Annotated in this window: 10 protein-coding genes and 1 other RNA gene; 1 reads left to right on the top strand and 10 read right to left on the bottom strand. The window is 44.9% G+C overall.

Annotated features, from left to right (window positions below; all coding sequences use genetic code 11):
- Nucleotides 1-184: 184 nt before the first annotated feature.
- On the top strand, nt 185-4435 hold the full coding sequence (locus tag WBS51_RS01195; RefSeq protein WP_291681968.1) for a 2-hydroxyacyl-CoA dehydratase: 4251 nt from the start codon (nt 185-187) through the stop codon (nt 4433-4435).
- 75 nt (nt 4436-4510) lie between these two features.
- On the opposite strand, the gene WBS51_RS01190 is transcribed toward WBS51_RS01195, so the two are convergent.
- The 10 genes from WBS51_RS01190 to WBS51_RS01145 all read right to left on the bottom strand — a co-directional run bounded on the left by WBS51_RS01190 (nt 4511) and on the right by WBS51_RS01145 (nt 15541).
- Complete coding sequence (locus tag WBS51_RS01190; protein ID WP_291681970.1) at nt 4511-6136, bottom strand: putative polysaccharide biosynthesis protein; 1626 nt, start codon at nt 6134-6136, stop codon at nt 4511-4513.
- 13 nt (nt 6137-6149) lie between these two features.
- Nucleotides 6150-6824 carry a uracil-DNA glycosylase gene (gene ung / locus WBS51_RS01185; RefSeq protein WP_173747425.1) on the bottom strand — a complete coding sequence of 225 codons (675 nt, stop codon included), beginning with the start codon at nt 6822-6824 and terminating at the stop codon, nt 6150-6152.
- A 101-nt stretch (nt 6825-6925) separates the two neighbouring features.
- Entirely contained in the window at nt 6926-8413 is a 1488-nt protein-coding gene (locus tag WBS51_RS01180) for a sensor histidine kinase (RefSeq protein WP_173747531.1), read from the bottom strand.
- A complete protein-coding gene (locus WBS51_RS01175; RefSeq protein WP_173747423.1) occupies nt 8413-9090 on the bottom strand; it encodes a response regulator transcription factor in 678 nt (225 codons plus the stop codon). The genes WBS51_RS01180 and WBS51_RS01175 overlap by 1 nt, the downstream gene beginning before the upstream one ends.
- A 137-nt stretch (nt 9091-9227) precedes the next feature.
- Nucleotides 9228-9577, bottom strand: a transfer-messenger RNA (tmRNA) gene (ssrA, locus tag WBS51_RS01170).
- Nucleotides 9578-9762: 185 nt separating this feature from the next.
- On the bottom strand, nt 9763-10716 hold the full coding sequence (locus WBS51_RS01165; protein WP_173747421.1) for an ABC transporter ATP-binding protein: 954 nt from the start codon (nt 10714-10716) through the stop codon (nt 9763-9765).
- Nucleotides 10709-11716 (bottom strand): ABC transporter ATP-binding protein, encoded by a 1008-nt coding sequence (locus WBS51_RS01160; RefSeq protein ID WP_173747419.1) that lies wholly within the window; start codon nt 11714-11716, stop codon nt 10709-10711. Before WBS51_RS01160 ends, WBS51_RS01165 begins: the two co-directional genes overlap by 8 nt.
- A 4-nt stretch (nt 11717-11720) precedes the next feature.
- Complete coding sequence (locus tag WBS51_RS01155) at nt 11721-12719, bottom strand: ABC transporter permease (protein WP_173747418.1); 999 nt, start codon at nt 12717-12719, stop codon at nt 11721-11723.
- Between the two features lie 7 nt (nt 12720-12726).
- A complete protein-coding gene (locus tag WBS51_RS01150) occupies nt 12727-13680 on the bottom strand; it encodes an ABC transporter permease (protein WP_226853440.1) in 954 nt (317 codons plus the stop codon).
- Nucleotides 13681-13864: 184 nt separating this feature from the next.
- Nucleotides 13865-15541, bottom strand: coding sequence for a peptide ABC transporter substrate-binding protein (locus WBS51_RS01145; RefSeq protein WP_342694033.1), 1677 nt, complete (start codon nt 15539-15541; stop codon nt 13865-13867).
- Nucleotides 15542-15597: the final 56 nt, after the last annotated feature.

Here is a 15597-nt window from a genome sequence, read left to right as displayed (position 1 = left end):
GACCAAAAATAGTCAGAATTCTTTTTTGTTACAGAGTTCATTTTATCATATCCCTTATTTAAACGCAATGCAGAAAAATATTGGGAATTGTTTTTTTTGACATTTTGTCGTATAATGTAGCTTGATTTTTTTATGAACATATAATAAATAAGTAGAAACACATACAAGAAGGAGGTTTCTGACTATGTCAGAAGAAAAAAAAACACAGACACCCCGACACCTTCTGGGCATTGATATTGGTTCCACCACTGTCAAAATTGCCATTTTAGACCATGACTCTCATTTACTTTTTTCTGATTACAAACGGCATTTTGCAGATATCCAGAATACGCTGGCGGACCTTTTGGACGAAGCTTGCCATTCCCTGGGTGAAATTTCTGCGGCACCTGTCATTACAGGCTCCGGAGGACTGACCCTTGCCAATCATCTGGAAGTTCCTTTTGTACAGGAAGTCATTGCAGTTTCCACTTCTCTTGAAAAACTGGCCCCAAAGACAGATGTGGCAATTGAACTTGGAGGAGAGGATGCAAAAATTATCTATTTTGAAGGCGGCAATGTAGAGCAGCGTATGAACGGTATCTGCGCCGGAGGAACCGGCTCTTTCATCGACCAGATGGCTTCTCTTCTGCAGACTGACGCACCGGGTTTGAACGAATATGCCAAAAATTACAAGGCGCTCTATCCCATTGCAGCCAGATGTGGTGTATTTGCCAAAACAGACATTCAGCCTCTGATTAATGAAGGCGCTACCAAGGAAGACCTGGCTGCCTCCATTTTCCAGGCTGTGGTAAACCAGACCATCAGCGGTCTGGCCTGTGGTAAGCCTATCCGTGGACATGTGGCTTTTCTGGGCGGTCCCCTGCATTTTCTCTCTGAGTTAAAGACCGCTTTTATCCGCACCTTAAATCTGGACGAAGAACATACCATTGTTCCGGAAAATTCCCACCTGTTCGCAGCCATAGGCTCCGCTCTGAATTCCAAAGAGGACGCAAAGAATGTCAGCCTGCTTTCCATGCGTGACCGTCTCAGAGCTGCCATTGCGATGGACTTTGAGGTAGACCGTATGGAGCCCCTCTTTGCTTCCAAAGAAGATTATCAGGCCTTTAACCGCCGCCAGAGCAAGTACAACGTAAAAACAGGGGAGCTTTCCACTTACCGCGGAAACTGCTATCTGGGAATCGATGCCGGTTCTACCACCACGAAAGCCGCGCTGGTAGGGGAAGACGGCTCTCTGCTCTACTCTTTTTACAGCAATAACAACGGCAATCCCCTGGCTACGTCTATCCGGGCTATCCAGGAAATCTATGAACAGCTTCCCGCCGGAGCCAGAATTGCCTGGTCCTGTTCTACCGGATACGGAGAAGCACTGATAAAAGCGGCTTTAATGCTGGACGAAGGTGAGGTAGAAACCGTTTCCCATTACTATGCCGCTGCCTTTTTCGATCCGGAGGTAGACTGTATTCTGGACATCGGCGGCCAGGATATGAAGTGTATCAAAATCAAAGACCAGACCGTAGACAGCGTACAGTTAAATGAGGCCTGCTCATCCGGCTGCGGCTCCTTTATCGAAACCTTTGCGAAATCCTTAAATTACAGTGTACAGGACTTTGCAAAAGCCGCTCTTTTTGCCGAACACCCCATTGATTTAGGCACCCGCTGTACGGTTTTCATGAATTCAAAAGTAAAACAGGCTCAAAAAGAAGGCGCTTCTGTTGCGGACATTTCCGCCGGACTGGCTTATTCTGTTATCAAAAATGCCCTTTACAAGGTTATTAAAGTTTCTGACGCCTCGGAACTGGGCAGACACATTGTAGTACAGGGTGGAACGTTCTATAATGACGCAGTGCTGCGCAGTTTTGAAAAAATTGCACAGTGCGAAGCCATCCGTCCGGATATTGCCGGCATTATGGGCGCATTCGGCGCTGCCCTGATTGCAAGGGAACGCTATGACAAAGAGAAAGCTTCCACCATGCTACCTATAGAGAAAATCAATACCCTGGAATACAAAACCACCATGGCCAACTGTAAAGGCTGTACCAACAACTGCCGTCTGACCATTAACAAATTTTCCGGCGGACGCCAGTATATTTCCGGCAACCGCTGTGAACGCGGTATCGGCAAAGAGAAGAACAAAGACCATATACCCAACTTATACGAATATAAATATAAAAAGCTGTTCTCCTATGTGCCGCTTACTCCTGACAAGGCCCCCAGAGGACAGGTGGGGATTCCCCGTGTACTGAATCTGTTTGAGAACTATCCTTTCTGGTATACGTTTTTCACCAATTTGGGATATCAGGTGGTGCTGTCTCCCACTTCTACCAGGAAAATTTACGAACTGGGCATTGAATCCATCCCCAGCGAATCCGAGTGTTACCCGGCAAAGCTGGCACACGGACACGTTTCCTGGCTGTTAAAACAAGGAGTGAAATATATCTTCTACCCTTGTATTCCTTACGAAAGACAGGAGTTTGACGATTCGGTCAACCACTACAACTGCCCTATCGTAACCTCTTATGCGGAGAATATTAAAAACAATGTGGATGAATTAAAAGACCCGTCCATCCGGTTCCACAATCCTTTCCTCTCTCTTACCGGGGAAGACACTGTAACCGATCGGCTGGTACAGGAATTTCCGGATATTCCCGCTGCAGAAGTCCGCAAAGCTGCACATTTAGCCTGGGAAGAACTGTCTGCCTGCAGAGAAGACATCAAAAGAAAAGGCGAAGAAACCCTGGCTTACCTGGACAAAACCGGCAGACGGGGGATTGTGCTTGCCGGACGCCCTTACCACATTGACCCGGAAATCCACCACGGTATCCCGGATTTGATTAATTCCTATGGACTGGCCGTGCTGACAGAGGATTCCATTTCCCACCTGGCTCCCCTTGAGCGCCCTCTCCGTGTCAATGACCAGTGGATGTACCACACAAGGCTTTACGCTGCCGCAAACTTTGTAAAAGAACGGGAGAATCTGGATTTGATTCAGTTAAACTCTTTTGGCTGCGGTTTGGACGCCGTTACCACAGACCAGGTAAATGAAATTCTTTCCCAAAGCGGAAAAATCTATACCTGCCTGAAAATTGACGAGGTGAACAACTTAGGAGCTGCCCGTATCCGCGTCCGCTCCCTGATTGCTGCCATCAAGGCCAAGGAACAACAGCACAAACAGAGAAATATCCTGCCCTCCTCTATAGAGCGTGTGCCGTTTACAGAGGAAATGCGGAAGAATTACACCATTTTATGTCCCCAGATGTCGCCCATTCATTTTAACATTCTGCAGGCAGCTTTCTGTGCCAGCGGATACAACCTGGAGGTTCTGCCAAACGACAACAAAGAAGCCGTGGATGTGGGACTGAAATACGTAAACAACGACGCCTGCTACCCTTCCCTTATGGTAGTCGGACAGATTATGCAGGCGCTGCTTTCGGGAAAATATGACTTACATAAGGTGGCGATTATTATGTCCCAGACAGGGGGCGGCTGCCGTGCTTCCAACTATATCGGCTTTATCCGCCGGGCTCTTGCCAAAGCAGATATGTCCTATATTCCGGTTATATCCATCAACTTAAGCGGTTTGGAATCCAACCCGGGCTTTAAGATTACGCCAAAGCTGGCCACACGTCTGGCTTACGGCGCTGTATTCGGCGATATTCTTATGAAATGTGTGTACCGTATGCGCCCCTACGAGGTGGTAAAAGGCTCTGCCAATGCCCTGCACCGCAAATGGGAAAAACGTTGTATCTCTTTCTTAAGCAGCAGACATACGGCTTTCGCACAGTTTAACCGTATCTGCCGGGAAATGATTCGAGAATTTGACGCTCTGCCTATTACAGACGAGAAAAAGCCAAGAGTCGGCATTGTAGGCGAAATTCTGGTAAAATTCCTGCCTGCGGCCAACAACCATCTGGCAGAACTGCTGGAAAAGGAAGGAGCCGAAGCGGTTTGTCCGGATTTGATTGACTTTATGTGCTACTGCTTCTATAACCTGAATTTCAAATCCGATTATCTGGGCTTTAAGAAATCGCTGGCCCAAAAAGGAAAGCTGGGAATTTCTGCTATTGAATTTATCCGCAGTGCAGCAAACAAAGAGTTTGAAAAGAGTAAACACTTTACGCCATCTGCCAGAATTGAAGATTTGGCAAAAATGGCAGAACCCATTGTTTCTCTCGGAAATCAGACGGGCGAGGGCTGGTTCCTCACCGGAGAAATGATGGAGCTCATTCACGGAAACGTGCCAAATATTGTCTGTATTCAGCCTTTCGGCTGTCTGCCTAACCACATTGTAGGTAAAGGCGTTATCAAGGCCATTCGCAGCGATTATCCGGAAGCCAACATTGTAGCCGTAGACTACGACCCCGGAGCCAGCGAAGTGAATCAGCTAAACCGTATCAAACTGATGCTTTCCACTGCATTTAAGAAGCTGCAGCCTTAGAAACGGTTATTTTTTTCTATGGAAAAAGAGAGTTGCATGGACAAGAAAAGCAACTCTCTTTTTCATTTCGCTTTTTTATTTCACTAAATGGAGTTTCCGGCTTATTTTTGCCAGAACCACACCTCCCGGCACTCCTGCCAGTGTCTCTGCGTCAGGTTTTGCCGCTGCAAGATATACCACAAAATATATGCCTGCTCCCAGTACAATGGCCGGTATCAGAGCCAGGAAATTGGATTTCAGCACAGCATGCAGTCCCTGGTATGACAGGAATGCTGCAAGCCCCATAGGTACAGAGGCCAGAAAAGGAGGAAGATAGGCTTCCTTCCAGGGATTTTCATATCCCAGTTCTTTTTTCATAGAGCGGTCATTTAACACACACATCACCAGCGCGTAGACAATCATAGCAATAACCACCGTATAAATCCCCAAGTTTGTGGCAAACATCAGCACAGTCATAACAACCACATCAACCCCAAGGGCAATGGCCGCGTGAATCATGGGTAAATTGGCTTTGCCAATCCCCTGCAGCACACCGTTGGAGATATTAGACATTCCGTTCATGATTACCGTAATGACACCCAGCATCATCAGGCGCCCCGCTGTACCGTCTGTGGTAGAAAACAACAGCTTCGTCACAGGTCCGGCCAGCGCAAACAGCCCTACGCTGCAGGGGATAGAAATAAACATACTCAGCCAGGTTGCTTTATTGATTTTTTCCTTTACAGTCAAAATATCTCCTCTGGCATACGCTGCGGATACCTCCGGCATCATAGAAGTAGGGGCTGTACTGGACAGGGTCAGCGGAATATTAATAATTGTCAGAAAGAAACCGCACTCTGCATAAAGTCCTTCCACCACGCTGCTTTTCATTCCCTTCAATCCGGAAATCGTGGTATAAATCATACTGTTAATGTATCCGTTTACATTGTACAAAAAGGCACTGAGCAAAATGGGCGCCATAATCAGAATCAGCGTCTTCATGACCGCCCTGTAGCTTTCATCTACCGAAACCCTGTCTTTGGCTATTTTTTTCTGAATCCCTCTGCGGTTTACCTGATAAACAAAAAGCATAAACAACAGGGCGGTAAGCACTCCGGCCCCTGTTCCCATGGTTGCACCTGCCGCACTCCAGCTTCGCAGGGTATTTTCGGGTGCATCGGCAAAATGATGTACCATAAAGTTAGCCATAACAAGGGCCACAACAGCCACTGCAGTCTGCTCTACAATCTGAGAAATAGAAGTCGGCAGCATGTTGCGGTAAGCCTGGAAATAACCCCGGAACACTCCCAAAATTCCTGAGAGAAAAATCGTAGGCGCTAAAAACTGCAATGCCAGTCTGGCATTTGCCATACGCTCCGGCACCAGAATCGGTGCGCCTGCAACACAGACAATGGCTACTGCGCCTCCTACCACCACTGCATATAAAAGCGCACCTTTAAAGATTTTCTGGGCGTCCCGGTATCGTTTAAAGGCCAGCCGTTCCGCCATAATCTTAGACACAGCCTGGGGAATGCTGAAAGAGGCAATCATCAGCAAAATAAAGTACACATTTTGAGCAAATTGAAAGCAGCCAAAACTTTCCTTTCCCATAGTACTGGAAAGAGGACTTTTATAAATCAGTCCGATAATCTTGGAAATCAGCGCAGCCACCATCAGAAACGAAGCATTTTTTACTAAAGTATTGTCATTTTTCTTTCCCATGTATTTTCATCCTCTATCTGTTTTCTATCTGCCAGTCAATGGTCGAAAGCCCTTGGCTTTCCAGAAATGCATTGGCTTTGCTGAAATGCCTGCACCCGAAAAAGCCCCGGTAGGCAGACAGCGGGCTGGGATGAGGAGCCTCTAGAATCAAATGTTTGGGATTGGTCAGCATGCTGCGCTTCATCTGTGCCGGGCGTCCCCAAAGCAGAAAAACCATGGGTCTGTCCTGCTCATTCAGTATTTGGATAGCCGCATCCGTAAATTGTTCCCATCCAATCCCTCTGTGAGAATTGGCCTGGTGGGCCCGCACAGTCAGCACTGTATTCAGAAGCAGTACGCCCTGCTTTGCCCATTTTTCCAGATAGCCATTATTCGGAATAAAGCAGCCGCAGTCCTCATGCAGTTCCTGGTAAATGTTTACCAGCGAAGGAGGAATTTCCACATCTGGCTTCACGGAAAAACAAAGTCCATGAGCCTGTCCGTCATTGTGATACGGGTCCTGCCCTAAAATCACAACCTTCACTTCATCAAGCGGCGTAAAATGAAACGCGTTAAAAATATCATCCGGTGCAGGAAATATCTTTCTCTGCTGATATTCCTGTCCCACCTTGTCAAACAATTCTTTATAGTAGGCTTTCTTAAATTCCGGCTTTAAAGCCTCCAGCCATTGTCCCTGTAAAGGCGGCATTCGTATTCCCTCCTTTGTTTTTTTACATTTTCTTAGTTTAGCAGAATACGTTTTAAAATGCAAATCCAACCCAGGGATTTTTTACCTTTTTTTATCTGTTTTTACATTTTTTGACACTCCGTTTTTTGACCGTCTGCGCAGGAGAGCTCAAACCAGAATTCTACACCATTGCTGTAATTTTTCACTCCGCATTTCTGGTGCATACTGTCCATAATAGCCTTGACAATGGACAGCCCGATACCGCTGCCGCCGTATTCTCTTGTTCTGGCTTTATCCACCTTGTAGAATTTTACCCAGACCTTATCCAAATCCTCCTCCGGTATGACGTCCCCTGTATTAAAAACAGAGAGTCTTACGGTATCCTGACGTATTTCCGTCTTAATTTCAATCTTCTTTTCATAGTCCACATGATTCAAAGCATTGGACACATAGTTGGTAACAACTTCCTCCATTTTAAATTCATCGCCCCATACATATACAGGTTCTGTCTGGTTAAAATGAATTTCTGCCCCCTTTTGTTCTGCCAGAAGCCGCGCAGACTGCACGACCCCGCTCACCAAATCTGTCAGGTCAAAACGCTCCATAGCAACTGTATCATTACCAAATTCCAGTTGGTTCAGTGTCAGCAATTTCTTTACCATCTGATTCATCTTTCCGGCTTCATCCACAATGACCTCGCAGTAAAATTCCCGGCTCTGGGCGTCGTCATTGATACATTCCTGCAGACCTTCTGCGTACCCCTGAATCAGGGCGATGGGGGTTTTCAGCTCATGAGACACATTCGCCAGAAATTCCTTCCGCATTTCGTCAATTTCTTCCTTTTTGGCAATATCCTGCTGCAGCTCATTATTGGCTGTTTTCAGTTCGGAAATGGTTTTTTCCAAGTCTTCAGAAAGCTTATTCAGATTATTTCCTAAAATACCAATTTCATCCTGGCTGGTGCTGTGATATTTCACATCAAAATGCAGGTCTGCCATTTCCCTGGAAATATCACTGAGGGTCTGCAGCGGTCTGATAATCCGTCTCGACATAATCCAGATAATCACTGAACTGATCAAAATCGTAGCAAGGCCAATATACAGATAAAACATGTTGGAAATTTGTGCGCTGTCCCGAATACTCTGAATCGGTGTACGAATCATAAAACTGCTCTTATCGTCCAGATTCCCGTACATGCAGACCACGTCCATGGTACTGGCGTCTCCGCTTATTTTCGTTACTACATAATTGTCCTTTTGCTCCATAATCACCCGTTTTCCCCTGGAAAACTGAGACTCAAACTGCATGTAAGCCAGCATTTCCGCCTCATCCTTTGTGGTACTGTAGCAATTTCCAAAAGGGTCTACCACAATCAAACGGAAATTTTTTTCTGCCAGATATTTCTTAAATGCGTCATCATCATTCAAAGCACTGTACTGGTAATTGTCCACATTGTTTAAGGCCTGATAAACATTCTTTAGACTGTCTGTTTTCCTGGCAAGGTAGTATTTCTCTAAAAACAGAGAATTCACCCCCAGCATTACCGCCAGAGACAGGCACATAATCACAATGTAAGTAACTGCCAGTCTGATTTTAATGGATTTTTTCATCATGACACCTCAAATTTATATCCCATACCCCAAATGGTTTTGATGTACTCTCCCTTATCGCCCATTTTACTCCTCAGTTTCTTTACATGGGTATCAATGGTTCTGGCATCGCCAAAATAATCATAATTCCATACAGAATTTAAAATCTTTTCTCTGGAAAGGGCAATTCCCTGATTTTCCAAAAAATAGCTGAGCAGTTCAAATTCCTTGTAGCTTAATTCTATAGGGGTACCGTCAATGGCCGCAATATGGGCAGTTTTATTGATTTCAATACCGCCTGCGCTCAAAAGTTCATCTGCACCGATAGAACTGGTACGCCGCAAAATAGCTTCCACCCTGGCTACCAGAATCTTCGGGCTGAAAGGTTTTGAAATATACTCGTCTACTCCCAGTTCAAATCCTAAAAGTTCGTCCCGCTCATCGCCTCTGGCTGTCAACATAATAATCGGCACTTTGGACTCTCTCCGAATTTCCCGGCATACCTCCCAGCCGTCCATCTTGGGCATCATCACGTCCAGAATCAACAAGGAAATGTCTTTCTTTTTATAGAATATATCAAGAGCCTCTTCCCCGTCTCCGGCTTCCAATACCTCAAAATCCTGTTTTACAAGGAAATCCCTTACCAGTTTTCTCATTCTGCTCTCGTCATCCACAACCAGTATTCTGCATTTATCCATGGTCTTTTCCTCCTTCGCACTGTAATGTATAGTATAGCAGACAAATTTGTCAAAAATGTGAAATTTCTTCGCATGGTTTCCGTTCCAAAAACAAAAAAGGAATCCGTACTAATCTCTTTTAGAACGAACTCCTTTCCCTATGGACCTGAGGGGAATCGAACCCCTGTCCGAAAGTCTATCCCTTGCGGCATCTCCCATCACAGTTATTCTTTTAACATTCCCTTATGCAGCCGCCGAATAACAGGCTGTTACACTTGGTAGCTTCATAAAATCTTCCATTTTCTCAAAGCTTTGAAAACGAAGTGCCCCGCAAAGTCGATGCCAGATTCTCAAGCAGCGGGTGACCTGAGGCTGACAAGCTGCAATTAGGCAGCTAACGCTACGTTATCGTTTGCGTTTATATTTAGTTTCCAGGTTGATATGCAGTCCCGGAGTCTGCAGATGGCTTCCTCAACTTCAAAACCCCCGTCGAAACCAGTACAAGCCCTCATATAAAATAAGCACTGCATGGTACACAAACGAGTAGATTTCCCATTCCCAATGTAAGTACATTAGGAAACTTATTACATACTATCTGGTTTCTGTATTTTTGTCAAGAGTTAATTTCAGAAAAATAATTGATAAAAGAGCCATTCCCAAAATCATCCGGCAATGGCTCTTTGTATTTGAATTTTATTTATGTAAATGACATGCTACAAAATGTCCCGGACGAACTTCCTGTAATTTCGGAGATTCCATCTTACATCTTTCTGTTGCATGCTTACAACGGTTTGCAAAAGGACAGCCCGGCTTTGGATTGATAGGGCTTGGTACGTCTCCGGACAGTACGCTGGATTCCTTCTGCGCTTCTTTATCCGGGTCCGGAATCGGCACAGATGCCAACAACGCCTGGCTGTATGGATGCAGTGTATGAGCATAAATCTCATCACTATCTGCCAGTTCTACCAGATTTCCCAGATACATAACCGCAATACGGTCTGAAATATATTTGACAATATTTAAGTCATGGGCAATAAACATATAAGTAAATCCGTGTTCTGCCTGCAGGTCTTTCAGCAGATTTATAATCTGACTCTGAATGGATACGTCAAGAGCAGAAATCGGCTCATCACACACAATGAACTCCGGTTCTACAGCCAGAGCACGGGCAATTCCGATACGCTGACGCTGACCGCCGGAAAACTCATGCGGGAAACGGTTTGCATGTTCCCGGTTCAGACCTACTGTCTCCAGAAGCTCATAAACACGCTGCATACGTTTCTCTTTGTCATACATATTGTGAATTTCCATACCTTCTGCAATAATACTTCCCACTGTCATACGGGGATTCAAAGACGCATAAGGATCCTGGAAAATAATCTGTGCTTTCTGAGAATACACATAGCGGTCTTTGGTGTGTCTTAAATTTACCTGCTTTCCATTGTAAAGCATTTTTCCACTGGTAGCCGGATAAATTCCCATAACTACTCTTCCCAATGTAGATTTTCCACATCCGGACTCACCTACCACACCAAGCGTTTCTCCTTTATAAATGTCCAGGGAAATATCATTGACTGCTACCAGATTCTTTCCCTTTCCTACATGAAAGTGCTTTGACACATGGTCTAAAGTAACCAGCTTATCCATTTACCTTTTCCTCCTTGTCTCCCGGAAAATCAGGGTGAAGTCTCCAGCAGGACGCCGTATGGCCTTCGCTCACCTGGAATACCGGCGGCTGATTGGAACGGCAGATTTTCATGCAGCATTCACATCTGCTGGCAAATCCGCAGCCCTGCGGCGGAGCATATAAGTCAGGAGGGGTACCCGGAATGGATACCAGCTGCTCCTCTTTCTTTGTATCAATCGTTGGAAGACTCTTTAAAAGAGCCTTTGTATAAGGATGTCCCGGATTGTAGAAGATATCTCTTACGGTACCTTTTTCCACTACTTTACCGGCATACATAACAGCCACATGATCCGCCAGATTTGCCACAACCCCAAGGTCATGGGTAATCAGAATAATCGCTGTTTTGGTATCGTCCTTAATTTTTCCCATCAGCTGCATAATCTGCGCCTGAATGGTTACGTCAAGAGCTGTTGTTGGTTCATCCGCAATCAACAGCTGCGGGTTACAGGCCAAAGCCATAGCAATCATGGCACGCTGACGCATACCGCCGGAAAATTCATGAGGATACTGCTTTGCTCTCTCCTCGGCATTTGGAATCTGAACCATCTGTAAAAGACGGACAGCCTCTTTTTCCGCATCTGCTTTACTGATTTTTTTCTTGTTTACCAGAGTTTCCGTAAGCTGCTTGCCTACACGCATAGTAGGATTCATACAAGTCATAGGGTCCTGGAAAATCATACTGACCATCTGACCACGGATATCCTGCATTTCCTTTTCACTTGCCGCTACAATATCTTTACCGCAAAGTTTAATGCTTCCCTCTTTAATTCTTGCAGGAGGCATAGGGTTCAGTTTCATAATTGTCTGAGCCGTTACACTCTTTCCGCAGCCGGATTCTCCTACAATAGCAAGCACTTCTCCTTTGTTTACCTCCAGGCTGACACCTCTGACAGCGTGTACTTCACCTGCATAAGTATCAAAAGAAACATGAAGATTGTCTATTTTTAATATTTCTTCCATTTCCTTACCTCCTTAATTTCGGGTCAAATGCGTCACGAAGCTGGTCACCCAGCAGGTTAAAGGACAACATGGTAACACAGATAAATAACGCTACAATAACAAGCTGTGTGGGGAACATCTGGAAAACCTTAATGGCGTCATTGGCCATAATACCCCAGGAAGACTTCGGAGGCGCAATACCCAGACCCAACATGGACAGAAATGCTTCTGTAAAGATAACATTGGGAATATCCAACGTAATATTGACAATAATAACACTAAGCACATTGGGTACCAGATGTTTGCCAATGATTCTTGCCGGAGAAGCGCCCATGGATTTTGCCGCAATAACAAATTCCTGCTCCTTCAAACCAACAACCTGTCCTCGCACCAGTCGAGCCATACCGGTCCATCCGGTAAGGGAATAGGCCACAATAATAGTTCCCAGACCACGTTCCATAACCGTCATCAGAAGGATAACGATAATCAGGTAAGGAATACCGCTGATGATTTCCACAATACGCATCATCACATTATCTACTGCACCGCCGAAGTAACCGGAGATACCGCCATAGATAACACCTACCAGACAGTCAATCAGCGCAACCGCAATCGCTACGGTAAGAGAAACTCTTGCTCCGTACCAGACTCTGGAGAATACGTCGCGTCCCAGGGCGTCGGTACCAAAAATATGCATCTGACCGGTCACAGAGTCCGGACTCATAATGGGTTTATTCTGAAATGCTACATTCTGCTCAGAATAGCTGAACGGTGTCAGCATAGGACAGAAAATAGCACCCAGAATAATCAGACCCAGAATAATCATACAAATCACTGCAACCCTACTCTTGCGAATACGGTTCCAGGCATCTTTCATAAAGCTGACAGAAGGTCTTGCCAATGATTCCATACTTTTTGCATCGGCTCCTAACACCTCAAAGGCATCCGAAGAAATTTTGCCGCTGACATCATAAGGAGTGTACTGTTCTGTCTGTACGGTTGTCTTATTATTCTTTTTTCTCATGTGTTCCTTACTCCTTTCCGCCTGTCAGTTTAATACGTGGATCGATAAATCCGTAAATCAAATCTACAACCAGATTGGCGAGAATCAGAAACATACCGTAGAAGACTGTAGTACCTGCAATCATAGTATAATTCAGAGTCTGCACACTGGTTACAAAGTATTTTCCAAGTCCCGGAATAGAGAAAATATTCTCTACAACGAAAGCACCCGTCAAAACAGCTGCTACCAGGGGACCCATAACGGTAACAACCGGCATAACTGCGTTACGTACCGCATGTTTCCAAACAATCTGACGCTGGCTGAGGCCTTTTGCTTTTGCTGTTTTGATATAATCCTGGCTGAGTACATCCAGCATACTGGTTCGCATCAAACGGCTTACCGTTGCCATAGAGCCAAAAGCCAGAGCAAAAGCCGGAAGAATCTTACTGTTAAAGTCAGACCAGCCAATAACGGCAAACACCTGAACTCCCGTTGCCTGATACAGCTTCAATCCCAGGAAATACTGTAAAACTGCACCCATAATGAAGGAAGGTACAGAAACACCAACCAGTGCAAAAAACATGGCTGCGCTGTCCCATACAGTTCCTCTCTTAACAGCAGCCACAACACCAAGAAGAATACCCATAATAAAGGCAAACAGCAGGGCGCGGATACCAAGACTAAAGGATACCGGGAAAGCTTCTGCGATAACATCTGTCACCGCTCTTCCGTCCGGAATAGAAATTCCGAAATCACCTCTTAAGGCATTTCCTATGTAAATAAATAACTGCTGAAGCACGGGTTTATCCAGTCCATATTTCTTTTCCAGGGCCTGCATAACGGAATCCGGCAACGCTTTTCCGGCTGTAAACGGTTCGCCCGGAAGTAACTGCATTAAGAGGAAGGTGATAGTTACCAGAACTAAAATAGTAATAAAAGAATAAATAATTCTTTTTAAAATGTAGCGTATCCGATTAGACAAAATAGACAGCTCCTTTCTTTTGTTTTCTTTACTTTATTATTTTTATGTTCTGTTTATGTAAAGCGCAAAAGTTTTTGCGCTTTACATAAACAGACAGGAGCCGTGTGAGAAACCACTCTGATTCCAGAACAACAGCTCCTATCTAAAATAACCTTATAAAATTTTTTCTTTCCGCTTTCCGAAATTATTTAGCGTCTGTAAAGTCAAATTCCTGGAAACCGGTACGAGTCATATTCTGCACCTTGTCAGACACGGCATAAGAAACAGCACTGAAGTAAATTGGGTAAACTGCTGCGTCTGTCTGTGTTACCAGAGTTTCTGCCTTAACCAGTAAATCCTGACGAGCTGCCGGGTCTGCTTCCACCATAGCGTCAGCAATCAGTTTATCATATTCTGTGTTGCTGTATTTACCATAGTTGTTTCCATTTGTTGTAGTAAACAGGTCAAGGAATGTCATGGCATCGTTGTAGTCCGGAGCCCAGCCTGCGTATACCATATCGAAATCACCGGAATTCATAGAAGCCAGACGTGACTTAAATGGCTGTGGTGTAATTTCTACATTCAGACCAAGTACGGATTTCCACTGTTCCTGCATAAACTGTGCATCTCTCTGAGCTCCGTCAGTATCATCACAGAGGAAAGATAATTTCAAATCTTCTGCTTTCAGTCCTGTTTCCTGAAGACCTTTTTCCAGAGCTTTCTTTGCTTCTTCTGCATTGTATCCGGTGATATCTCCAGCCGCTTCGCGATACAGCACATCATTTGCTCCTGCAATACCGGTTGGTACAAGACCTGTAGCCGGTACGGAACCATCTTTTAAGATATTGTCACACAGACTCTGTGTATCCAGAGCAAGACCAAGTGCACGGCGGATATTTGCATTGTCCAAGCCTTTGTCTGTTTTCTTTGTGTTAAACTGAATATACCAGTTGCTGTTGTTTACATAGTTTTCTACATGAATGCCGAGAGACTCTGCCTGTACGGTCTGGTCACCTGTCAGGTTGATACAGTCAATCTGTCCAGCCTGGAATGCGTTCATACGTGCATTGGAATCATTCATCATATTATAACGAACGGTTTTTACTGCAACTCTGTCCGGGTCATAGAAATCTTCATTTGCTGTCAGTGTAATGTGGTCATTGTGTACCCACTCGCTGATGGTGTACGCACCGTTTGTTACCAGCTGATCCATTTCATCTCCGTAGTGCTCTGCACCGATTTCCTCGTAAGCCTTCTGGTTTACAGGATAGTAGGTTGAGAATGAGAACAGGTGCTCTGCATATGGAATCGGGTTTACGAAAGTAACTTCCAGAGTATAGTCGTCAATGGCTTTTACACCCAGTTCAGAAGGGTCTTTTGTTCCTTCATATACTTCTTTACCATTTAACAGATTATCATAGATAATAAATGCGTAGGAAGAAGCTGTCTCTTTGTTACAAACTGCCTGATAAGCGAACACGAAGTCATTTGCTGTTACAGGTTCTCCATTTGTCCATTTTGCATCCTGACGAAGTTTCATAGTGTAAGTACGTTTGTCATCGCTTACAGTAGTTTCTTCGGCAAGGTCTGGCACCGGTTTATCATTTTCATCCAGTTTATACAGACCGGACATAACCATACGGAGAATATCTCCTGATGCCACGTCTGTAGTGAGCATACTGTTTAATTCAGGCGGTTCTGCACGTAAGTCGATTGTGTAGGAATCCTCCTCCGGTGTTCCTGCAAAACCTGTACTGCTTGTTTCTGTTTTTGCGCCACCGTCAGAAGTGCCTTCTGCTTTTTTGTCTCCTGAAGAACTTCCGCATGCGCCTAAAGATAAAATCATTGCGCTTGCAAGGGCCATTGCCAATACTTTCTTCATTTTCATATTGATTTCCTTCCTCTCTGCTAGAATTTCACACTGAAAACTTTAATACT

Source organism: Blautia acetica, from assembly GCF_038739805.1.
Taxonomy (GTDB): Bacteria; Bacillota; Clostridia; order Lachnospirales; family Lachnospiraceae; genus Blautia.
Note: the sequence above shows the minus strand (reverse complement) of the source record. Positions and strands in the feature narration are given on the sequence as shown.

Excerpts from the sequence above, each read along its gene's own strand:
- WBS51_RS01195 (WP_291681968.1), top strand. The coding sequence starts at position 185 with ATGTCAGAAGAAAAAAAAACACAGACACCCCGACACCTTCTGGGCATT.
- WBS51_RS01190 (WP_291681970.1), bottom strand. The coding sequence starts at position 6,136 with ATGGGAAAGAAAAATGACAATACTTTAGTAAAAAATGCTTCGTTTCTG.
- ung (WP_173747425.1), bottom strand. The coding sequence starts at position 6,824 with ATGCCGCCTTTACAGGGACAATGGCTGGAGGCTTTAAAGCCGGAATTT.
- WBS51_RS01180 (WP_173747531.1), bottom strand. The coding sequence starts at position 8,413 with ATGAAAAAATCCATTAAAATCAGACTGGCAGTTACTTACATTGTGATT.
- WBS51_RS01175 (WP_173747423.1), bottom strand. The coding sequence starts at position 9,090 with ATGGATAAATGCAGAATACTGGTTGTGGATGACGAGAGCAGAATGAGA.
- WBS51_RS01165 (WP_173747421.1), bottom strand. The coding sequence starts at position 10,716 with ATGGATAAGCTGGTTACTTTAGACCATGTGTCAAAGCACTTTCATGTA.
- WBS51_RS01160 (WP_173747419.1), bottom strand. The coding sequence starts at position 11,716 with ATGGAAGAAATATTAAAAATAGACAATCTTCATGTTTCTTTTGATACT.
- WBS51_RS01155 (WP_173747418.1), bottom strand. The coding sequence starts at position 12,719 with ATGAGAAAAAAGAATAATAAGACAACCGTACAGACAGAACAGTACACT.
- WBS51_RS01145 (WP_342694033.1), bottom strand. The coding sequence starts at position 15,541 with ATGAAGAAAGTATTGGCAATGGCCCTTGCAAGCGCAATGATTTTATCT.